Annotated in this window: 17 protein-coding genes; 9 read left to right on the forward strand and 8 right to left on the reverse strand. The window is 63.9% G+C overall.

Annotation, left to right across the window (positions count from 1 at the left end; translation table 11 throughout):
* Position 1: 1 nt before the first annotated feature.
* The 3 genes from FNA46_RS06740 to FNA46_RS06750 all read right to left on the reverse strand — a co-directional run bounded on the left by FNA46_RS06740 (position 2) and on the right by FNA46_RS06750 (position 2,796).
* Positions 2 to 1,036: an ABC transporter substrate-binding protein gene (locus FNA46_RS06740; protein WP_143124351.1), complete on the reverse strand. Its 1,035-nt coding sequence runs from the start codon at positions 1,034 to 1,036 to the stop codon at positions 2 to 4.
* Between the two features lie 203 nt (positions 1,037 to 1,239).
* Positions 1,240 to 2,220, reverse strand: a complete 981-nt coding sequence (locus FNA46_RS06745) for an alpha/beta hydrolase (protein ID WP_143124352.1) — start codon at positions 2,218 to 2,220, stop codon at positions 1,240 to 1,242.
* 57 nt (positions 2,221 to 2,277) lie between these two features.
* A complete protein-coding gene (locus tag FNA46_RS06750) occupies positions 2,278 to 2,796 on the reverse strand; it encodes a Dps family protein (RefSeq protein ID WP_143124353.1) in 519 nt (172 codons plus the stop codon).
* Positions 2,797 to 3,290: 494 nt separating this feature from the next.
* Here FNA46_RS06750 and FNA46_RS06755 point away from each other — a divergent pair, with 494 nt between their 5' ends.
* The 7 genes from FNA46_RS06755 (at position 3,291) to FNA46_RS06785 (ending at position 10,868) form a co-directional block, all read left to right on the forward strand.
* On the forward strand, positions 3,291 to 4,871 hold the full coding sequence (locus tag FNA46_RS06755) for a sensor histidine kinase (protein WP_143124354.1): 1,581 nt from the start codon (positions 3,291 to 3,293) through the stop codon (positions 4,869 to 4,871).
* Positions 4,864 to 5,523 (forward strand): response regulator transcription factor, encoded by a 660-nt coding sequence (locus FNA46_RS06760; protein ID WP_143124355.1) that lies wholly within the window; start codon positions 4,864 to 4,866, stop codon positions 5,521 to 5,523. Before FNA46_RS06755 ends, FNA46_RS06760 begins: the two co-directional genes overlap by 8 nt.
* 66 nt (positions 5,524 to 5,589) lie before the next feature.
* Entirely contained in the window at positions 5,590 to 5,964 is a 375-nt protein-coding gene (locus tag FNA46_RS06765) for a response regulator transcription factor (protein ID WP_143124356.1), read from the forward strand.
* A 151-nt stretch (positions 5,965 to 6,115) separates the two neighbouring features.
* On the forward strand, positions 6,116 to 7,840 hold the full coding sequence (gene poxB / locus FNA46_RS06770) for a ubiquinone-dependent pyruvate dehydrogenase (RefSeq protein WP_143124357.1): 1,725 nt from the start codon (positions 6,116 to 6,118) through the stop codon (positions 7,838 to 7,840).
* Positions 7,841 to 7,854: 14 nt separating this feature from the next.
* Positions 7,855 to 8,346: an FUSC family protein gene (locus FNA46_RS06775; RefSeq protein ID WP_143124358.1), complete on the forward strand. Its 492-nt coding sequence runs from the start codon at positions 7,855 to 7,857 to the stop codon at positions 8,344 to 8,346.
* Positions 8,347 to 8,668: 322 nt separating this feature from the next.
* Positions 8,669 to 9,115 carry a hypothetical protein gene (locus FNA46_RS06780; protein WP_143124359.1) on the forward strand — a complete coding sequence of 149 codons (447 nt, stop codon included), beginning with the start codon at positions 8,669 to 8,671 and terminating at the stop codon, positions 9,113 to 9,115.
* Between the two features lie 79 nt (positions 9,116 to 9,194).
* Positions 9,195 to 10,868: an FAD-dependent oxidoreductase gene (locus FNA46_RS06785; RefSeq protein WP_143124360.1), complete on the forward strand. Its 1,674-nt coding sequence runs from the start codon at positions 9,195 to 9,197 to the stop codon at positions 10,866 to 10,868.
* A gap of 157 nt (positions 10,869 to 11,025) precedes the next feature.
* Here FNA46_RS06785 and FNA46_RS06790 read toward each other — a convergent pair whose 3' ends face one another.
* Both FNA46_RS06790 and FNA46_RS06795 read right to left on the reverse strand, forming a co-directional pair.
* A complete protein-coding gene (locus FNA46_RS06790) occupies positions 11,026 to 12,141 on the reverse strand; it encodes an FAD binding domain-containing protein (protein ID WP_143124361.1) in 1,116 nt (371 codons plus the stop codon).
* Positions 12,142 to 12,476: 335 nt separating this feature from the next.
* Positions 12,477 to 13,253: a FadR/GntR family transcriptional regulator gene (locus FNA46_RS06795; RefSeq protein WP_143124362.1), complete on the reverse strand. Its 777-nt coding sequence runs from the start codon at positions 13,251 to 13,253 to the stop codon at positions 12,477 to 12,479.
* A 177-nt stretch (positions 13,254 to 13,430) separates the two neighbouring features.
* Here FNA46_RS06795 and FNA46_RS06800 point away from each other — a divergent pair, with 177 nt between their 5' ends.
* A complete protein-coding gene (locus tag FNA46_RS06800; protein WP_143124363.1) occupies positions 13,431 to 14,207 on the forward strand; it encodes an SDR family NAD(P)-dependent oxidoreductase in 777 nt (258 codons plus the stop codon).
* Between the two features lie 578 nt (positions 14,208 to 14,785).
* Positions 14,786 to 16,561 (forward strand): autotransporter outer membrane beta-barrel domain-containing protein, encoded by a 1,776-nt coding sequence (locus tag FNA46_RS06805; protein WP_185969753.1) that lies wholly within the window; start codon positions 14,786 to 14,788, stop codon positions 16,559 to 16,561.
* Between the two features lie 140 nt (positions 16,562 to 16,701).
* On the opposite strand, the gene FNA46_RS06810 is transcribed toward FNA46_RS06805, so the two are convergent.
* The 3 genes from FNA46_RS06810 to FNA46_RS06820 all read right to left on the reverse strand — a co-directional run bounded on the left by FNA46_RS06810 (position 16,702) and on the right by FNA46_RS06820 (position 21,747).
* The gene (locus FNA46_RS06810; RefSeq protein WP_143124365.1) at positions 16,702 to 18,504 is read right to left on the reverse strand and encodes an NAD(P)/FAD-dependent oxidoreductase; all 1,803 of its coding nucleotides are present in this window, start codon (positions 18,502 to 18,504) and stop codon (positions 16,702 to 16,704) included.
* A gap of 121 nt (positions 18,505 to 18,625) precedes the next feature.
* A complete protein-coding gene (locus tag FNA46_RS06815; protein WP_143124366.1) occupies positions 18,626 to 19,699 on the reverse strand; it encodes a 2,3-butanediol dehydrogenase in 1,074 nt (357 codons plus the stop codon).
* Between the two features lie 164 nt (positions 19,700 to 19,863).
* On the reverse strand, positions 19,864 to 21,747 hold the full coding sequence (locus tag FNA46_RS06820; RefSeq protein WP_143124367.1) for a sigma-54-dependent Fis family transcriptional regulator: 1,884 nt from the start codon (positions 21,745 to 21,747) through the stop codon (positions 19,864 to 19,866).
* Positions 21,748 to 21,926: the final 179 nt, after the last annotated feature.

Consider the following 21,926-nt stretch of genomic DNA (forward strand, 5'->3'; position numbering starts at 1 on the left):
GTCATCCCACCTGTTTGCGGATATCGGTCGTGGCATCCAGAACCGAAAGCGTCATGACATCGTCCACCGTCGGCACCTTGTCCTTGAACTGGCCGAGATCGGCATAGGACTTGATCTGGGCGGCCCAGTTGTCCTTGGTCATCGCCCCCCAGCCGGCGCTCTTCGTGGTCTCGTTGAAGGCGAACTTCATCAGCGGGCCGATCGCTTCCATTTCGCTGGCCTTGTCGAGATTGGGGAAAGTGTCCACGAGAATGCCGACGGCTTCAGCCTGGTGGTCCCGGGCATAGCCCCAGCCCTTGGCGGTTGCCGCCATCCAGCCGGAGAGTTCCTTCGGGTGCTTCGCCAGTTCGGCATCGGTCGTATAGTAGACGTTGGCATAGAGCTGGATGCCGGCATCCCACAGCATCAGGTCGACGCGGTCATCCCCCAGCACCTTCAGCGCGTTGGTATTGGTGATCCAGCCCACGACGGCATCGGCCTGTCCGGTGACGAGCTGGTTCATGTCCGCCCCCATGTTGACGATCTTGACCTTGTCTTCGGGGACATTGTTCTTGGCAAGCAGCGCGCGCAGCAGGATGGCGCCGGTCGGCTGGATCGCGACCGTCTTGCCGATCATGTCCTGTGCAGACCGGATCGGTTTTCCCTTGCGGGAGAAATAGGCATAAGGGTGCTTCTGGTAACCGGCAGCAATTGCCTTGATCGGCACGCCGGCGCCCCGCGCAAGCATGATGGAGGGGCTGGAGGAAATCTGGCCGAGGGTCGACTGGCCGGAGGCAACACCCGCGACGCCATCGACATTGGGTCCGCCCGGAACGATTTCGAGTTCAAGGCCCTGCTCGGCGTAGAACCCCTTCTTCATGGCCACGACCTCGCCCAGCAGGCCGTTGGAAGCGAGCCAGCCGAGTTGCATGCGCACCTTCGCCGGCGAGGCCGCGCCTGCTGGCTGAATGGAAACAAGTGTCTGGCCTGCGGCAACGGCACTGATCGCCGCCGCCGTCCTCATGAAGTCTCGCCTGCTGACTGTGAACTGCGACATTTCGGACCCCTCTCTTTTTGAGATTATGAGGGGATCATTGCCGAACCAGGCGTTCGCATAAAGAACAATTTTGAGTGCGTTTCGTTGCCGATCCGGCAATGCAACACTCAGTATGCCGCCCGACACTGGCGGGCGGCATCGTCCGGAACGGATCGGGATCTCCCGCCGCCTGCATGGGCCCATTCAGGCGGCGGCGAGAAGGGTCAGCCCTTCACGAAGGCGAGCAGATCGGGGTTGATCACGTCCGCATGGGTCGTCAGCATGCCGTGCGGGTAGCCCTTGTAGACCTTCAGCGTTCCGTTCTTCAGAAGCTTGACCGAGAGTTCGGCGGAATCGGCGATCGGCACCACCTGGTCGTCGTCGCCGTGCAGCACGAGCGTCGGCACGGTGATGGTCTTCAGGTCTTCGGTCTGGTCGGTTTCGGAGAAGGCCTTGACGCCATCGTAATGCGCCTTGGCGCTGCCCATCATGCCCTGACGCCACCAATTCTGGATGACGCCGGGATAGACTGCCGCCCCCGGACGATTGAAGCCGTAGAAGGGGCCGGTCGGCACGTCGAGGAAGAACTGGGCGCGGTTGTCGGCGACCCCCTTGCGGAAACCGTCGAAGACCTCCATTGGCAGGCCGCCCGGATTGGATGGCGTCTTCAGCATCAGCGGCGGAACGGCTGCAACCAGCACAGCCTTGGCAACACGACCATGCGGCTGGCCGAACTTCGCGACATAACGCGCCACCTCGCCGCCACCGGTGGAATGACCGATATGGACGGCATTCTTCAGATCGAGATGTTCGACGACGGCGAAGGCATCGGCGGCGTAATGATCCATGTCATGCCCCTCGCTCACCTGCTCGGAACGGCCGTGGCCGCGCCGGTCATGCGCCACCACGCGGTAGCCGTGCTGGACGAAGAACAGCATCTGGGCATCCCAGTCGTCGGACGACAGCGGCCAGCCATGATGGAACACGATCGGCTGGGCGTTCTTCGGACCCCAGTCCTTGACGTAGATCTGGACGTTATCCTTGGTCTTCACAAACAGTTCGGTCATGGGAGGCATTCCTTCCTTCGAGGGTGACGCGGTTTTGGAGAGGGCGAGCGAGGGCATGGCCATCGCGGTGGACAGGACGGCGCTGCCCAGCAGCACATGCCGTCTGGAGACCGCCAGTTCGGTCGGGGTGTCGATCATTGCAGTGTTCTCCTGCCTAGAGGGGGAATGCACGACGGGCCGAAGGGATGCGTCCGGTCAGAGCGCACGGCGGGTTGTTTCGAACAGGAACCAGGTGCGGCGTTCCGTCTCGTCGATCCAGTTTTCGATCAGGCTGGTCGTTGCATGGTCGTTATGGTCCGAGGTCAGCGCGTGCGCCTGGCGCAACAGAACCGTGAGCTGCTTGTTGTCCTCGCGCAGCTCGGCCAGCATGTCGTCGGGTGTCACGAAATCCGCGTCATTGTCGAGAAGGCGCTGGAGGCGGGCGATGTGGCCGATCGAACGCAGCGTGGTGCCGCCGATCTTGCGGATACGCTCGGCGATATCGTCGGTCATGGCGAAGATCTGGCCCCCCTGCTCATCGAGAAGGGTGTGGTAGTCGCGGAAATGCGGCCCCGACACGTGCCAGTGAAAATTCTTGGTCTTGATGTAGAGGGCGAAGACATCCGCCAGCAATGCCGTCAGCGCCGCCGAAATGTCGCGGGTGGCATCGGCGCCAAGGTCGGTCGGCGTGGCAAGCGGGAGCTTGCGGTGTTGGGCTGCAGTGATCGTGTTCATGATCGTTCTCCTTCGTGCGGTTGACCGCGAAAGCCGCCTGGCGATCCCGTCGCGGCTGTCTGATCGGCACCGAGGATAGGAAGAACGTGGAGGGTGGCGAAATCGGCTACAGGTACACTCGATCCCATACCTAAGTTCAGTTTCGCGGGCGCAGACCGCAGGCTAGCCTTTGTTCATCGCCCCTCCCGATGGCGACTGGCGGAAAGCCAGATGCTCCGGTGTCCTCCCCTCCTCCGGAGCCGCGGATCCCCTTGCGAGATCCGCCAAGGCCGTCTCCTGCCGCCCGGAGACGGCCTTCTTTTTTGGGGGGCTGCGGGCACCACGCGGCATCTTTCACGACACAGGCGATTTCGTCCAAGGAACCCGCGTATCGTTCAAGATCGCCGCACCCGTTCCCGCTAGAAGTCATGACACCAGGCGGCAGATCGCACCCACCTTCGGGTCAGACTGCACGAAAACGCCGGATTGTCGCGAACATCGCACCGGGGGGAACAATGTCGATTGCATCGGCGATATTTCGCTCTCGCGAACCGGAAGGCGGCGCTTACCATATCGCCTTCGGCGCCACGGCTCTGGCCTTGGCGGCCACGGTCTTCTATGTCGATACCTATACCGACATCGAGGGTGCGATCGCCGTTCTCTACGCCATCACCGTGCTGCTTGCAGCGCAGGCCATCACGCGCGTCGGGCTGATCACACTGTCCTGCCTCTGCGGTTTTCTGAGCCTCGTCTCCTACGCGCTGACCCATGCGGGCGAGACCGATCTGCAAGCGATGCTGCGGCTCGTCGTGGCGCTTGCGGCCCTCGTCATCACTACCATGCTGCTGGTCAAGACGGAAACCGCACGGCTGGCGCTGCTGTCCATCAACGCCGCACTCAGGGAAAGCGAGGGGCGCTACCGTTCGATCTTCGACCGCACGCGCGTTGCCCTGTGGGAACGTGACTATTCGAAACTGCATGCCGTGCTGATGGGGCTGAAGCAGCAGGGCATTGTCGACGTGCGGGCCCATGCGCGCGCCCATCCCGGCTTCACCGAGCGCTGCATCGACCTGATCACCGTGGTTGCCTCCAACGAGGCCGGCAAGGAACTGCTCGGCTGCGATGCCTCCGCAACGGGGACACTCAAGCAGTCGATCACGACCGCCTCCGACAAGTTCCTCGATATGCTACAGGCCATCATGGACAACCGCCGTGTCTTCGAGGACAAGGTGCTGATCCGCACGCACGGCGGTGATGACAAGCTGGTGCTGCTCTCCATCAGCTTTCCGGAAGAACCGCTCGCCTTCCACCGGGTGATCGTCAGCATGGTGGACATCACCCAGCGGGAGCTCGCGCTGAAGGCACTCGGCGAAGCGCAGGCGGAACTGACGAAGGCCTCGAAGGCGGCCGCGGTGGGTGTCATGTCCGCGTCGCTTGCCCATGAGCTGAACCAGCCGCTCGGCGCGATCGTCGTCAACGCACAGACATTGCTGCGCTGGCTGGATCGCGACCCGCCCGATCTCGCGGCTGCGCGCCGCTGCGCCGAGCGGATGGTCCGCGACAGCCAGCGCGCCAGCGACATTATCCATAACACCCGCAGCCTGCTTGCCCGGCGTGACGGCAGCACCGAGACTTTCGATCTAGACGCGTTCATCGAGGACACGCTGGCGCTTCTGGAACACGAGCTGGACCGCAGCGGGACAAAGGTCCGTATCGAACGCGAACACACACCGCCGGTGAGGGCCGTCAAGATCGAACTGCAGCAGGTGCTGATCAACCTGCTGACCAATGCGATCCAGGCAATGGATGAGGCCGGCATCGAGAACCGCGCCATCATCGTGCGGACGGAAAGCCAGGACGCCGGCACCATCCGCCTCACCATCCGCGACACGGGCCCCGGCATTGCCGAAGCGATCAGGGACAAGCTGTTCTCGCCCTTCTTCACGACCAAGGCCACCGGCATGGGCATCGGGCTGTCCATCTGCCGGGCAACGCTGGAGGCGCGCGGCGGCAGTCTGACCGGCGACAACCATCCGCAGGGCGGCGCCGTCTTCTCGATCTTGATGCCCGTCCATCCGGAGGTCGAGCGTGCCTGATCCCCGCAGACAGGCGAAGGAAGAGCCGACGAGGCCCGTGGTGTTCATCGTTGATGACGACATGGCCATGCGCGAAGCCCTGACCGACCTCTTTCGCTCGATGAAGTTTGACGCAGAAGCATTTGAAAGCACGGTCGACTTTCTTGAGAGAGCCGATCTCGGACGGCATGGCTGCCTGCTTCTGGACGTGCGGCTTCCCGGCATCAGCGGGCTGGATTTCCAGGCGCAACTGGAGCGCCTGGGCAACAGGATGCCGATCATTTTCATGACCGGGTTCGGCGACATACCGATGACCGTCAGGGCGATGAAGGCCGGGGCCGTGGACTTCCTGACCAAGCCGTTCAAGGAGCAGGATATTCTGGATGCCGTCGCCGCGGCCATGGAACGCGACAGGTCCCGGCGACGCGAAAGTGCGCAGAATGCCGCCATCACCTCCCTTGCCGAGCAACTGACGCCCCGCGAACGGGAAGTGATGATGGCCGTCGTGCGCGGGCTGATGAACAAGCAGATCGCCTACGAACTCGGCATCAGCGAGGTCACCGTCAAGCTGCATCGCGGCAATGTCATGCGCAAGATGGAGGCGCACTCGGTCGCCGATCTCGTCAGAAAGGTCGAACTGCTCGGCGACCGACATCGGCCACCTGTCTCTTAGTATGGTATCTTTCAAGGGATCATCGGCGCATAGAGGAGGAAAGACACCGACAAAAAGGCCTCTTCCTTGCCCGCCGTCCCCACCATTGCCGTCATCGATGATGACCAGGCCATCCGTGAAGCCATGGACGACCTGATCATGTCCTTCGGCTACCAGTGCCGCCTGTTTGCTTCGGCCGAGGCGTTTCTCACCTCGGGCCGGGAAACGCCGGTCGACTGCATCCTCGTGGATGTGAAAATGCCGGGTCTCTCCGGCATCGAACTTCAGAATGAACTCAACCGTCGGGGACCGCATCCGCCGATGATCTTTGTTACCTCCTATGAAGACGAGCGGACACGCCAGGCTGCCCTCAGCGGAGGCGCGCTCGCCTTTCTTCGCAAGCCCGTCACCATCGACAGGCTGATGACATCCCTGGAGACAGCCCTCGGCCAGCAGCCGTGACCGATCGGGAATGCGACCGGTCACCCCTGGCGACAGAAGCGGGGAAACGGCAGCGAAATTTGCAAGGCTGCTTCTCGCTGGCTCGCACTTGAACCCAAGCTGTCGCGCGACAGCTTGCCTTCGTCCGCCCTCGCAAGAAGGAGAAACGCTCATGAGCATGACCATCGCCGATCTGACCGCGCAGACACTCGCCAATGCCGGCGTCAAACGGATCTGGGGCGTCACCGGCGACAGCCTGAACGGGCTGAATGACAGCCTGCGGCGGCTGGATCGCATCACATGGATGCATGTGCGGCATGAGGAAACCGCAGCCTTTGCGGCCGGTGCGGAGGCCGCCGTGACGGGTGAACTTGCGGTCTGCGCGGGCAGCTGTGGCCCCGGCAACCTTCACCTGATCAACGGCCTGTTCGACTGCCATCGCAATCACGTGCCGGTGTTGGCCATTGCGGCGCATATTCCCTCGTCGGAAATCGGTCTCGGCTATTTCCAGGAAACCCACCCGCAGGACCTGTTTCGTGAATGCAGCCACTTCGTGGAGCTGGTGACGAACCCGGCGCAGATGCCGCAGGTGCTGCACCGGGCCATGCGCGCAGCCATCGGCCAGCGCGGCGTGGCGGTGATCGTACTGCCGGGCGATGTCGCCCTGCAGACGGCCCCCGAAGGGGCTGACACCAACTGGGCTCCTCTTGCACCCCCGCGCCTGCTGCCTTCCGAAGCAGAGCTGGGACGACTCGCCGAACTGCTCAACGGATCGGAAGCGGTCACGATCCTGGCCGGCAGCGGCTGCGCCGGCGCCCATGATGCGGTGGTAGAACTCGCCCGCCAGCTGGGGGCCCCCGTCGTGCACGCCCTGCGTGGCAAGGAACATGTCGAATGGGACAATCCCTTCGATGTGGGCATGACCGGGCTCATCGGTTTTTCCTCCGGCTATCATGCGATGCTCAACTGCGACACGCTTCTGATGCTGGGCACCGACTTTCCCTACCGCAACTTCTATCCGGACAAGGCCAGGATCGTGCAGGTGGACCGCGATCCCTCCGCCCTCGGCAAGCGGGCGCATCTGTCGCTCGGGATCGTCGGCGACGTCACGGAAACGATCGAGGCGTTGCTGCCGCGCATCCGGCCGGATCGGGATACCGGTTTCCTCGAGGCCGCCCGCGCCCATTATGCCAAGGCGCGCAAGGGACTGGACGATCTTGCGCAACCCTCCCGGGACGGGCAGCCGATCCATCCGCAGTACCTCACCCGCCTCGTCAGCGAACTTGCCACGGAGGATGCCATCTTCACCGCCGACGTGGGCACCCCGACCGTCTGGGCGGCGCGCTACCTGAAAATGAACGGCAAGCGCCGCCTGATCGGCTCCTTCAACCATGGCTCCATGGCCAATGCCATGCTTCAGGCGATTGGCGCGCAGGCGGCCGCCCCCGACCGTCAGGTCATCTCGCTGTCGGGTGATGGCGGCTTCACGATGATGATGGGGGATTTCCTGTCGCTGTCCCAGCTTGATCTGCCGGTCAAGATCGTGGTTTCCAACAATGGCTCGCTCGGCTTTGTCGCCATGGAGATGAAGGCGGGCGGCTATCTCGACACCGGCACAGACCTCAAGAACCCGAATTTCGCGGCAATGGCCGAGGCGATCGGCGTGAGGGGTTTTCGCGTTGAAAAGGCCGGCGAGCTGGAAGGCGCGCTGCGCGAGGCCTTCGCCCATCCGGGACCGGCGCTGGTCGATGTGGTCACCGCGCAGCAGGAACTGGTGATGCCGCCCAGGATCAAGCTCGAGCAGGCCAAGGGCTTCAGCCTCTACATGCTGAAGGCGATCATGAACGGCCGGGGCGACGAGATCATCGAGCTGGCCCGCACCAATCTGCGGCTCTGACGGGGAGGCTTCCGATGACGCCCCGCGACATCGCCTTCGTGCTGCGCTGCTCCGGCGCGGCAACCCTCGCCTATGCGCTGGCTGCAGCGCTCGGTCTTCAACATCCGGTATGGGCCTCCATCACCGGCGTGATCGTCTCGCAGGACAACCTCGACCAGACGAGGAGCGCGGTCATCTGGCGGTTCGCAGGCACCGTTGTCGGCATCGCGGTTGCCGTGATCGCCGGCAGCCTGATCGCCGTGGCCGGCTGGGGCACGGCGGCCCAGACCGGAATCAGCGTCGCGCTTTGCGCGGCGCTTGTCCGGCGCTGGCCGGACCTGAAGGTGGCTATGTGGACCGCGCCGATCCTGTTCTTCGCACGGGATCCGAACGTCACGCTCCTCTCGGCCGGCTACTGGCGCGGCAGCGAGGTGGTGCTTGGCGGCCTGACGGGCGTTGCCCTTCACCTGATGGCCGAACAGGCCATGACCTGGCTTGAACAGAAACTTGCGGCGCGAGATCGATAGGCAGGAAGGCCAGCACCGAAACGGCCTCGACGACACCTCATCCCATTCATCCCACACGCCACCCCGTGACGGCGTCCCCTTGCCTGCTCTGGCGACTGCGTGCCCACGATCAGGGCGCTGCCGGGGCACAATGATGCGCATGGTGCGCGCGACCAGGGGCAGCCTGTCCTGTTCGATGCCCGCCTAAACCTTTCGCAGAGCCGAACTACACTTCTGTATAGATGCCCGGATTGGCTGCTCTTCGTAATCTGTGTTCCAGACGAGCGGCTCCTTTAAGGCAGCGATCCGCCGACGACACCTCCCTCTTTTCAAGGAGCACGGCATGACCTCCCTCCGCATGATGATAGAGAGACGCAAGCCGCGCCGGCTTGCCGTCACGGTGGCGCTTGCATGTGTTGCCATCGCCCTTCTCTCCGGCAATGCCGTTCTGCTGCGGACAGCCGAACCGGGGCTGGCACGAGCCGAGGAGGTCGCCTCGGCCGGTGCCTTCCGCATTCTCGCGCCGCAGCGCATGGCATGGCTCGCGGGCCTGTCCACCCAGGCCACGGCAACCTCTTTTCCCGAAACCGGAAAGCCGGATGACCTTTCCTGCCTTGCCGCCCGCGCCGCCACGAAGACCGGCCGCCATGTGGCGCTCGACCCCGCCTCCTTCTGCCGCCTGCAATACCGGCTTCTGAATGCCGAGCTGATCGGCCGCAGGCGTTCGCTGGAGCTGGCGTTCCGGACCCGGCCCGCCGCATCCCGGACTGCCGCCAACCACGGTTTCTGAGGCGCTCTCCCGGAGAGATGCCAAGCGCTTGCAGGTCCCGCAAGGGAATATCCGATTTGAACAACCGCAGGGGAAATCGATGGAAGATCTCAGCACGCGACGGCACCAGATATTTCCAGTGCTTTCCCCGGACCAGATCGAGATGGCGAGACGCTTTGCGAGCGGCGAGCCAGTCCGGTTTTCACCCGGCGAGGCCATCTATTCGGTCGGAGATCGTCAGGCGCCCGCCTGGCTGGTGATCGAGGGCAGCATGGAGGTCTATCGTCACGAGGGGCTTTCCGGCGAAGCGCCGATCACCTGCCATGGTGTCGGCCAGCTGTCCGGCGAGGTCAACCAGCTCTCCGGCCGGCCGACGCTTGCCGGTGCACGCGCCGGGCAGACGGGCTGCACGGCCATGCCCTTCGACGCCGCCCATCTGCGCGCACTGGTCATCGGCTCCGCAGAGGTCGGCGAAGTCATCATGCGCGCGCTCATCCTGCGTCGCGTCAACCTCATCGATACCGGGGCGGGCTCGGTGCTGATCGGCATCGCCGGCAATGCGGCCCTCGCCCGCCTGCAGGGCTTTCTGACACGCGGCGCCTTTCCCTACACCGTCCTGGATGCCGCGATCGAGGGAGAAGGCAAGGCGCTGATCGATCGCCTCGGTATCCAGGCCGCCGAACTGCCGCTGATGGTCTGTCCGAACGGAACGATCCTTCGCAACCCGAGCGATGCCGAAGCAGCGACCTGTCTTGGCATGACCCCGGACCTGCCCCTGGGCAAGATCTATGATGTAGCGATCGTCGGCGCCGGTCCCGCAGGGCTTGCAACCGCCGTCTATGCCGCATCCGAAGGGCTTTCCGTGATCGTCCTCGACGAACGCGCCGTGGGCGGTCAGGCTGGCGCCTCCTCACGCATCGAAAACTATCTCGGTTTCCCCACCGGCATTTCAGGACAGGCGCTCGCCGGCCGGGCCTACAACCAGGCGCTCAAGTTCGGCGCGGAAGTGGTGCTGCCCGTCGCTGTCGAGGACCTGGTTCCGGCGCAACGCACCGGCAGCTTCCTGTCGCTTGCCCTTGCAGGCGGCAGACGGGTGGAGGCCCGCACGATCGTCGTCGCCTCCGGCGCGCGCTACCGGCGCCCGGAGATCGACGGCATCGCGGCTTTCGAGGGCAACGGCATTTCCTACTGGGCCTCGCCCATCGAGGCAAAGCTCTGCGCCGGACAGGATGTGGTTCTCGTCGGCGGCGGCAACTCGGCCGGTCAGGCCATCGCGTTCCTTGCGCCGCAGGTCAGCAAGCTCCATCTCGTGGTGCGCCGCGCGCTGGAAGAAACCATGTCCCGGTATCTGATCGATCGCATCAAAGCGCTGCCAAACGTTGTCTTCCACCTGAATTGCGAGGTGGATGCCATCGAAGGCAATGCGGCGCAGAGGTTATGCTCCGCAACCGTGCGCAACCGTCGCGACGGCAGCATGGCGCAATTGCCGCTGCATCATCTGTTCCTGTTCATCGGTGCCGATCCCAATTCCGGCTGGGTCCGTGACCATATCCGCACCGACCCCAAGGGGTTCATCATCACCGGCCAGGGCTTCGATGCGGCGGGCGAACAGACGCGGAGGCCGCTGCCGCTGGAAACGAGCCTGCCGAACGTGTTTGCGATCGGCGATGTCCGCGCCGGCTCGACCAAACGGGTCGCCGCAGCGGTGGGCGAAGGCGCGGCCGTCGTCGCACAGATCCACTTGGCCCTCCACCATATCGGCGCCCGCCGCTGAGGCAATTCCGTAAAGGCAGAAACCGGATGGCGTGCGCCATTGCGCGAACCGAATGAGACGCCGAATGAGACAGGGCGTTTCGGGCGGGTTCCGTTCCACGGACGCGATCGAAGGGCTGACGCCGCCCTTTCCAAGCGAGGTCAGCCGGCGCATGCTCCTACAGCGCGGAGGCTCCCAGCTGTCGACCATAGGCGACGATATCCCGGCCGACACCGATGCGGTCTGCCTCATAGCGACGCAAGGCGGCCGGGAGCTCCTCTGTCGCGGCAAGGCAATGGCTGAGCGCCATCACGTCGCCGGCCGCCTTGGACACCCCCATGGCCGTATGTGGACGTGCCACGAAGGCGGCATCCCCGATAAGGGCGATCGAGCGGCCGATCATGCGCGGCGCTTCGTAATCGAAGATGCCCTGGATGGAGGGCAGCGGCTCTGCCGCCACCGCAAGCGCGAACTGCGGCGGCAGCACGCGCGTGGCATCCGCACGCAAGGCCACAAGACGATCCTCGGACAGCCCGCCGCGCGGCAGCGAAAAGACGTGGCTTTGCCGGTCCTTGTCTGTAAAGGTTGCAGCCAGATCCTGCTGCGGCACCGGCCGAAACCAGACCCAGTTGTAACGACGGCGGCCAACGTCCGTTTCGCCCTTCGGCCCCGGAACGAGATAGCCAAGCACGTGCACGCCCGGCGCGATGTAGAAGGCGAAGCGATCGAGAAGCATGGCGGCCGCTCGTGGCAGGGCTGCTTCCGGAACAAGGCCGCGCCAAGCGACATAACCGGCATAGCGATTTCCGCTGTCATCCGGGTTGACCGCGGCGCGCACCATCGAGCCAAGGCCATCGGCTCCGATGACGAGATCGGCCCTCTCCGTCTCGCCGCCGCCAAAGACGATCTCCGCGCCGTCATCCCCGTCGCGCACAGCGATGGCGGCGCGACCAAGCGCATAGGTCTCGGGTGCGATGCGGGACGCGACCGTTTCGAACAGGACGTCCCAGGAGATCTGGGTCTGCGGCATGTCAAGCCTGTGCGCCACGCTGCCATTACGCGCCAGATAGACGCGTTCGCGGGCGACGACACCGACATGCGCCACATGTTCGCATCCGATCAATCGCAAGATGTGCAGCAGATCGCGCTGGCCGACCAGGCCGGCACCTCGCCCCGCAAGACCATGTCCAGAGCGTTCGAAGATACGCACATCATGGCCGGCCTGCTGCAGCAGGATGCCGGCAAAGAGACCCGCAAGGGAACCGCCCACAATCCTGACAGTCAGTTTTCGCATCGTCGCCTCCTCAGCGTCAGGCCCTTGCTGCCGATGGCAATACGGGCCAGACATGACCACCATCTAAGGCCGGCCGTATGTCCGGAGCACGTGGATGACACCCGGAATGACCGGGACATTCATGGGCTTCGGGCCGAAGGCGACCGACCGGCTTGTGCCCGTCAGAATATGATCGGTGCGCCGGTCTCTGGAATCATCGGGTGGTATGGCGCGACCTGCACGGAGGTATGGGTTGCGCAACGCAGGAAAGCGCCCCTCACGGAAACGGTTTGCGCAGGCGCGATGCATGCGTCGCGGCCGGTTGCGCCGCCGTGATGCCGATCATGGTGACCGTGTCAGGCGCGAAAACCCACAATGCCGCCATTGCGCGCGATCACTCGGCGCACATCGCTTTCGGCGCCGTCGAGGAGGGTGAGCGTCGCGGCGCGGGCGCGAGGTTCGTCGCGGGTGGAAATTGCGTCCAGCAATGCGCGGTGCAAGGGAATGGCGTGGCGCTGGTCGCCGGTGATTTCGTCCGACAGCCGGAAACTGATCAGCAGCGCCACCTCGATCATGCCCGACAGGCTGCCGATCAGATCGTTGCCGGTGAAGCGCAGGATCGCCAGATGGAATTGCAGATCCGGCAGGGCGAACGCGGCATTGTCGCTGGCCGCCTCCTCCATGCGCTGCATGATCTCCCGCAGCGTTGCAATCTGCTCGGCGGTGGCGCGGCGGGCGCAAAGCGCTGCGGCCTCCGGTTCGATGGCACGGCGCAGTTCGAACAGCGCCACGACATCATCGATCTTTGGAGAGGCAAAGCGCCACAGCAGAAGATCGGGGTCCAGATGGTTCCAGTCGGCACGCGGGCGCACGCGGGTGCCCGTCTTCTGCCGTGCCTCGATCATGCCCTTGCCGGACAGAACCTTCAGACCCTCGCGCAGAACGCTGCGGGTCACGTCAAAACGCTGACACAACTCATCGGCGGGCGGCAACACCTCGCCTGCGCCAAAGACGCCCGAGACGATCATGTGACCCAGCCGCCGCACCAGGATCTCGTGCAGATTGCCACCGCGACCGCCATCGCCGCCAAGGGCCACCGAGAAATGCACAGGGTCTAAGCTCGTCTTGATCATCTGAAACCTTCGGGATGAAGCCTCGAAGCGCCGGTGACGCCGCGCGCATAGAAACGCTCGCGCTTCGATGCATACTGCATCCCCGGTCAAAGATGGTATGGAAAAATTCCGAATAATCGAAATATACAACATTATCCCTCAGGCATCCCGCCACCCCTCTTCCGGAGTCGGACCACGATGACGTTCCAGCACCCTTTCGCCACCTATCCCAGCCTGCAGGACCGAAGCATCTTCATCACCGGCGGCGGCAGCGGCATCGGCGCAAGTCTGGTGCGGCACTTTTCAGCACAGGGCAGCCGCGTCACCTTCGTCGACATCGCAGAACAACCCTCGAAGGTTCTGGTGGAGGAGATCGCGGGAAAGGGTCACACAGCACCGCTCTTCCTGCCCTGCGACCTGCGGGACACCGATGCGCTGCGCCAGGCCATTCACGTGGCGGCAAAGACGCATGGTCCGGTGACGGCTCTCCTCAACAACGCCGGCAATGACGACAGGCATCGTACCGAAGACGTGACGCCCGCCTACTGGGACGACCGGATGAGCGTCAACCTGAAGCACCAGTTCTTTGCTGCCCAGGCCGTGCGGCCGATGATGCGTGACGCCGGCGGCGGCTCCATCATCAATTTCAGCTCCATCACCTGGATGGTCGGGGATGCCGATTGCCCCGCCTATGTCACTGCCAAGGCGGCCGTCTGGGGCATGACCCGCGCACTCGCCCGCGAATTCGGCCCGGAACGCATCCGGGTGAATGCCCTCGTGCCGGGCTGGGTGATGACGGAACGTCAGATGAAGCTGTGGCTGGACGCAGCCGGCGAGCGCCAGATCCGCGACCGTCAGTGCCTGGAGGACAAGGTGCAGCCGGACGACATCGCCCGCATGGCACTGTTCCTGGCGGCAGACGACAGCCGCATGTGCACCAGCCAGCAATTCGTCGTGGACGGCGGCTGGATCTGATTGCCGCGTGCGGTGCCATGCGACCGACGCAGCGATCGCATGGCCGACGTCTCCCCATCGACAGATCCTTGCATGGAATGCGCCGGCGGCATCACGACATCTGGCGGGATGTCAGCGCTCACGTTCCCGCACGCCAGGAACGCAGCTGCGCAAAGGGCACACGCGCCTCCGGTTTATTTTTATGAATATTCATAATTTTCATTTCGCTGTCATGAGAGAGGATTAGTCCGGGGTACCGAAGGACAAGGACACCGGCGCAACGGTTCGGGTGCCATCGAAGGCGATGGTTCCGTGAGCCGTCTGACGACCATGCGCATGGTGCCCCGGCCCCTTCACGGATGGTGTGTGTCCGCGCCCGGGCACGGATCCATCGCGCCCTGTTTTTGATCCCGTCAGCAGAAGGTCCTCCAGTCATGTTGTCTCCTGTTTCCGGCTTCCGCCGACGCGCAGCGTCCGGCCGCGGCCTTGCCTCCTTGCGCGCACTTTGTCTGCGCAGCTGTGCGATTTTCCCGGCGGCGGCGGCCGCTGCAATGCTGATGTCCGCCCCCCGTCCGGCAAGCGCGCAGGAGCCGTGGGTCATGGTCGAACGCACTTTCTTTGCAGGCAGCGATGCCGATGCAGCCCGCGGCCAGGGCGTGACCACCGACGGAACGAACTGGTTCTTTTCCGGCACGCATTCGCTGGAAATTGCCAATCCCGGCTACACCACCGTGCGCATAGACCGCGATGCGATCGCCGCGAACCTGAAGGTGCCCTCGCAATATTCCGACATCGGCCTCAACCATATCGGCGATATCGATTACGCGAACGGGCTCCTCTACATCTCGCTGGATTCCAGCAACCGCGATCCCGTCACGGGCAACAAGTATTCAAACCCGGTGATTGCCGTCTACAATGCATCCGACCTCAGCTACACCGGCAATGCCTATGTTCTCGATCCGCCGCATGGCATTCATGACATCGCAAGCTGGGTTGCCGTCGATGCCAAGGCCGGACTCGCCTATGGCATGGCCTATGACAATGCCAGCGAGATGGCCGTCTACCGGCTCTCCGATTTCAGCTTCGTGAAGTATATCACGCTGTCTGAAACCGTCGACCAGGCCCAGGGCGGCAAGCTTCTGGATGGCTGGATGTATTTTGCCACCGATGGCGACGCCAAGACACTCTACCGGGCCAATCTGGAGACCGGAAAGGTCGAGGTCATCGGCAACCTCAACATCAATGCCGAGCAGGAGGTCGAGGGCCTGTCCATGCGCTGGACCGATGCGGGCTGGTCGATGAACGTACTGAACCGCGAGGAGAGTTTTCCCGGCAGCGGTGCAGAAGGCGTCGGCTTCTACAAGTATCTCCGCCCCTGGGGTAACGCGCTCTCCGGCGAAATCCATGCCGACATCACTGCAGGCCTGATGGATGACACCCGCTTCCTGCGGGACGCCGCCAACAACCGCCTGCTGGCGGCACTGGCGAAGGACAATGGCACGGCACCGGCCGCAACAGGCCCGGCTGCCGCACCCGCCTCGGCAGATCCCGACGCCGCAACCTTCTGGACGGACGGCATCCGCGGCAGAAGCGATGTGACCGGCAGCGGCTACCTGGCCGATGCCGAGCGCACGTCCAGCGGCCTGATTGCGGGCGTCGACATTCCCGTCAGCTCCTGGCGTCTCGGCCTCATCGGCAGCTACAGTCGCACCAATTTCGATGTTGCAAACCGCTTCTCCACGGCCAGTTCGGACAATTACCAGTTCGGCGTGTTTGCGGGCACGCAGTGGGATGCGATTGGCCTGCGCTTCGGTGCCTCCTATGGCCGCCACGACATTTCCACCCGGCGGGACGTGATCTTCCCGGCCTTTGGCGAAAGGCTGACGGCGGACTATGACGCAGCCACCAGCCAGGCCTATGGCGAGATCGACTACCGCTTCACCGCGGACCAGTTCGAGTTCCGGCCCTTTGCCGGATTACGCTATGTGCAGGTCAAGACGGACGGGTTTTCCGAAAGCGGCGGCACCATTGCGGCACTCGGCAGCAATGGCGGCACCGACAGCAACCTGTTCTCCACGGTCGGCCTGCGCGTGAACACGAAGATCGAAGGCGCCGACAATCCGACCTTCGTCCACGGCATGATCGGCTGGCAGCATGCCATGCGCGATGTGACGCCGGAAACGACGTTCACCATGACCAGCGGCGCCTCGTTCGAAAGCCCAGGCGTGCCGGTTGCGAAGGACGCGCTGGCGCTGGATTTCGGGGTCGATGTCGCGCTCACCGAGCAGTCCGCCCTGCGGGCCAGCTATTCCGGCCAGTTCGCCGACAACAGCCGCAACCATGCGGTCAAGCTCGGCCTGGACGTCCGGTTCTGATCAAGAGGGTGCACCGGCACGCATGAAAGCCGGTGCACCATGGTTTGAGGGCGCGTCCGCCGCATCGCTAGCAGACTGCCGTCAAAAGACAACCAGCCCATTCGACGCGGGCGCCGGCGGAACCGGCGCCCGGACAGGGATCAGGACAGATGATGCGGCTTCGTCATCCCGTAGACGGGTGTCTCGAGGCCGACCTGACGGGCTTTCAGCTGCAGCGACAGATATTGCGAGTAATGGCGCGACTGGTGCAGGTTGCCACCGTGGAACCACAGCGCCTGCTGCTGCGTCGGCTTCCACATGTTGCGCTGTTCGCCTTCCCAGGGACCGGGATCCTTGGTCGTGCCGGAGCCGAGGCCCCAGCATTTGCCCACCTTGTCTGCCACCTCGCGCGAGATGAGATCGGCGGCCCAGCCGTTCATCGAGCCGTAGCCGGTGGCATAGACGATAAGATCGGCCGGCAGCTCCGTGCCGTCCTTCAGCACCACGGCGTTTTCGGTCAGATGCGACACGTCGGAGCCGGATTTCAGCCTGATCGAACCGTCGATGACAAGGTCGCAGGCGCCCACATCGATGTAGTAGCCGGAGCCGCGCCGCAGGTATTTCATGAAGAGGCCGGACCCGTCATCGCCGAAATCCAGCATGAAACCGGCCTGTTCGAGCGCCTTGTAGAAGTCCGCATCCTGCTCGCGGATCCTGTCGTAGATCGGGATCTGGAACTCGTGCATAATGCGGTAGGGCAGCGAGGCGAAAATGAGATCGGCCTTGCGCGTCGTCATGCCGCCAGCAACTGCCCGCTCGGAATAGAGATCGCCAAGACCGATCTCCATCAGCGAATCCGACTTGACGATATGAGTGGACGAGCGCTGCACCATCGTCACATCCGCTCCCGCTTCCCAGAGCGCCGCGCAGATATCATGCGCCGAATTGTTCGAGCCGATCACGACGACCTTTCTGCCGGCATAGGCATCCGGGCCCGGATGCTGCGAGGAATGCTGCTGCTCGCCCCGGAAAATGTCCTGGCCCGGGAATTTCGGCACATTGGCCTTGCCGGACATGCCGGTGGCCAGCACCAGCTGTTTCGGCTTCAGCACCACCTCCTGGCCGGCACGTTCGACGATCACGGTCCATTCGCCGGTTCCCTCGTCATACTGCGCCGATTTGGCCGTGGTGGAACCCCAATAGTTGAGTTCCATGACCTTCGTGTACATTTCCAGCCAGTCACCCACCTTGTCCTTGGGCGTGAAGACCGGCCAGTTTTCCGGGAAGGGAATATAGGGCAGATGATCGTACCAGACGGGGTCGTGAAGGCAGAGTGACTTGTAGCGCTTGCGCCAGCTGTCGCCGGGCCGTTCGTTCTTCTCGATGATGATGGCGGGCACGCCGAGCTGGCGAAGCCGGGCACCGAGCGCAATGCCGCCCTGCCCACCGCCGATGATCACCACATAGGGCTGGACGGAATAGCCGAGCTCGGCAGCCTCCGCCTCGCGCTTTTCCTTCCAGGTCCGGCGGTTGCGGTCATGCCCATGCTCGGCGCCCATCGGACGGCGAACGCCCTTCGGCTCTTCATGGCCCTTCAGTTCCGTCATGGTGGTCAGCAGGGTCCAGATCAGGCCGTCCTTCAGACGGATATGGCCATAGCCGCGGGCAACGTTCGTCTCGAACTCGAACCAGCCTTCGGTCACGCCACCGGCCTCGGATGCCGCCTCCTTCGTATCCTGCACGAAACGGGAAGGTTTCGTTGCGGCAAGCTGGTTCTGCAGCATGTCGCGCACCTGTTCATGGCCCTCCATGGTCTTCAGGTTCCAGGTGAAGGTTACCAGATCGCGCCAGTAGCATTCGGCCTGAAACAGGTTGACAGCGGCATCGATATCGCCGCCTTCCAGCGCCTTGCCAAGCTTGGCAAGAACAGTGTCGATCCGGGTTGCGGGGCTTGTGTCAAGCATAGTCATCTCCTCCATGCGTGCTTGAGAATTGAGGCGGGAGCGCCGCGCAGACAGACGCCCCCAAAAGCATCACGGCGCCCGCCTGCCGGGCTCCTCTCCCGGACAGGCGGTGGCCGAGTGGCTATTTCGAAAGATCGATCAGGATCTTCAGCTGGGTGCCGGCCGGATCGAGCAGGACGTCGAAACCCTCCTTGACGGCGGTCTCAAGCGTGATGCGCTTGGTGACGATCTTCGTAGCCGGCAAAAGACCCGAGGCGATCAGGCGAATGACGCGGGGCCAGTAATGCGTGGGATAGGCCCAGGATCCTTTCACCTCGAGATCACGGAACGTCACCTGGAACCAGTCGATCGGGTTCTCGTGCGGATGCAGGCCCGTCTGCACGACCACGCCCTGCTTGCGCACGGCATCGACACAGGCCTTCAGCGCATGCTCGTTGCCGACGCATTCAATGGCGACATCGCAGCCGACGCCACCTTCGGTCCGCGCGCGCACGACATCGCCCACCGCATCCCGTTTCGGGTTGATGGTGATCACATCGGGAATGACACTCCTGGCAAGCTCCAGCCGTGCATCGTTGAGATCGGAGACGAAGAGCTGTGCGGCACCCGCCGCCCGCGCAGCCAGCAGCGTCAGCATGCCGATCGGACCGGCGCCCGTGACCAGTACGCTGTTGCCGGCGGTCACGCCGCCACGGTCGCAGGCATAGACGGCGACCGCCGTCGGCTCGACGAGGGCCGCCTCTTCATCCGTCATTTCGTCGGGAATCTTCTGGACGTTGTATTCGTTGACGAGAGCCGCCTCGGCCATGCCCCCGCCCCTCCAGCTGAGGCCAACCAGCGCCAGTTGCGGGCTGAGGTGAAACAGGCCGCGATCGGCGAAATAGTCACCGGAGCGCGGCATCACCAGCGGCTGGATCGAGACGCGGTCGCCGACAGCAACGGAGGTCACCCCTTCGCCGATCGCCTCGACCACACCGCCGAATTCATGGCCGAGCACCTGCGGGCCATGCGCGCCGGTAAATGGGTGCGGTTCGGTCGGAATGAAGATCGGGCCGTAGCTGTATTCGTGAAGATCGGTGCCGCAGATACCGACGAAACGGTTGCGCACCACAACCTGCCCCGGGCCCGGCTTTTCCGGTTCAGCAATGGTGTCGAGCCGCAAGTCCCTGGCTGCATGAAATCTGAGCGCGCGCATATATCCTCCCTTGGCTGCTTTTGATGCCAGAGAAGGTGCAACGTCCGTGCCAACGGACGGCCTCGACAAGAACCCCTGAATTCATTGGGCTTTTTCTGTCACTGACCGGGAGAAGAGCCACAGGTGTGGCGCAACAGCTGTGGCGCCTGCCACGTTTGTCGAGCTCAATGCGGCCGGTCGATGCCGAGACGACGCATGCGGCGATGCAGGGTGGTCCGATCGATGCCAAGTCGCCGCGCCGCTTCGGACACATTGCCCTTGCAGGCGGCCAAGACGCCCCGGACCTCGGCGTCCGGCGCATCCTCGCCGGGCTTGGACGGAGAAAGAGAAATGTGGTCCGGAAGGTCGCTGACCTCGATCCAGCCGTCCTCGCACAGGGCCGCGGCAAAGGCGATGGCATTGTCGAGCTCGCGGATATTGCCCGGCCAGCGATGGTTGAGGATCAGCGCGCGTGCCGCGGCAGACAGCCGCAGCGGCCTGCCACCCCCGTGCTTTTCGAGTAGCCGGTCGAGAAGCCAGGAAAAATCGTCACGTTCGGCAAGTGGCGGAAGCGTCAGCACCGCAGCGTTCAGGCGATAGTAAAGGTCAGCGCGGAAGGTTCCCGCCGCGACCATGTCGGCAAGAGCACGATGCGAGGCGGAGACGACGCGGAAATCCACCTTGCGCGGCGCCGAACCGCCGACAGGCAGGACTTCGCCCTCGGCCAGGACCCGCAGCAGCCGGCTCTGGGTGGCAAAGGGCATGTCGCCGATTTCATCCAGAAACAGGGTGCCCCCCTCGGCTTCCTCGACAAGGCCCTTGCGCCCCCTGGCCAGCGCACCGGTAAAGGCGCCGGGCACGTGCCCGAACAGCTCGCTTTCGATGAGCTGTTCCGGGATCGCCGCGCAATTGACCGCCACGAAACGGCCGGGGAGGCCGCTCACCTCATGGACGATGCGCGCCAGATGCTCCTTGCCGGTTCCGGTCTCGCCTTGCAGGAGGATTGGCAGGCGACCGGGCGCGAGCTTTGCGATCTTGCGCCGCAGGCCATCGATGGCGGGGACGCTGCCGCCGAGGCGATCAATCGCCGGCGACGTACGAACCACCCGCGCCGGCGCTCCCCCCGCCAGACGCTGCTGCGGTTCAATGGCATGCGCATAGAGAAAGCTGCCGTCACGCACAGCGATCCGGCGGTCCTGCGGCAGGCTGGCGCGCGTCAGCGATGCGAGTTCGTCGAGACCGGCTTCGAAGAAATCGGCAACCGGCTGACCGATCAGCAATTCAGGCCGTCGCCAGTCCAGACCACGCGACGTCGCCAGAAGACGCGCGCCGCCATGCGTCATGCCGGTGATGCGTCCGACGCCATCAACCGCAATCGCCGCTTCCGGATCGACGTCGAGGAACTCCGGTGCGCCGGCAAAGCGCAGCACCAGATCATGGCGGCTGTTGGCCATCAGATTGGCAAGCTCGATCCGCCGCACGGTCGAGGAGACCAGATGGCGCGCCATGTTCTGGCTGGCCTTGAGAATCGGCGAACTGAGGAGCGAGATATCGAGAACCGCGGTCAGGGCGCCGTGCGTGTCGTAGATCGGTGCGGCCGTGCAGGAGAGCGGCGTGTGCGTGATGTCGAAATGATCGGTCTGGTGGATCGTCAGCGCCTCGCCGGTGGTGATGCAGGCGCCGACGGCACAGGTGCCGGCGCGTGGCTCCGACCATTCGGACCCGAGATAGAGCCCCGCCTTGCGCAGATTGTTGTTGAAGGAGGGATCGCCGAGGAATTCGACGGTTACCCCTTCTCGGTCGGAAAGAAGAAGGACGTAGTTCTGCTCGGCCACCTGACGGTAGAGGCGTTCAAGCCCGGAGCGCGCGATATGCACGAGGTCTTCCGCCTGCTGGCGATGCTCGCGCAGTCGTGTCTCCGAAACGATGACCGCCTCGCGCGCCTTGCTGGGATCAAGCTGGTAGGTCTCCAGGCAACGACGCCAGGATTCGACCACCACGGCATCGCGTCCCGTGTTGGAGCCCTGTCCGACGCGCTCGATTTCCCTGATGTGATCGGAAAAACCCATAAAGACATCGGCTTTCGAGGGCCGCCTCCCGTGATCCTCCGGCCCATCATAATCCCGAAAGCGCCCCAAACGCCACATCGACAAATCCCGAAAACGGTGATGCCACCGCACCTATGGCGGGCAACCGTCACCATCACGCGCCTTGCCCCATTGCGCGAGCCCTCCCAAGCTGCCATCAT

The organism is Affinirhizobium straminoryzae (assembly GCF_007004135.1).
GTDB classification, from domain to species: domain Bacteria; phylum Pseudomonadota; class Alphaproteobacteria; order Rhizobiales; family Rhizobiaceae; genus Neorhizobium; species Neorhizobium straminoryzae.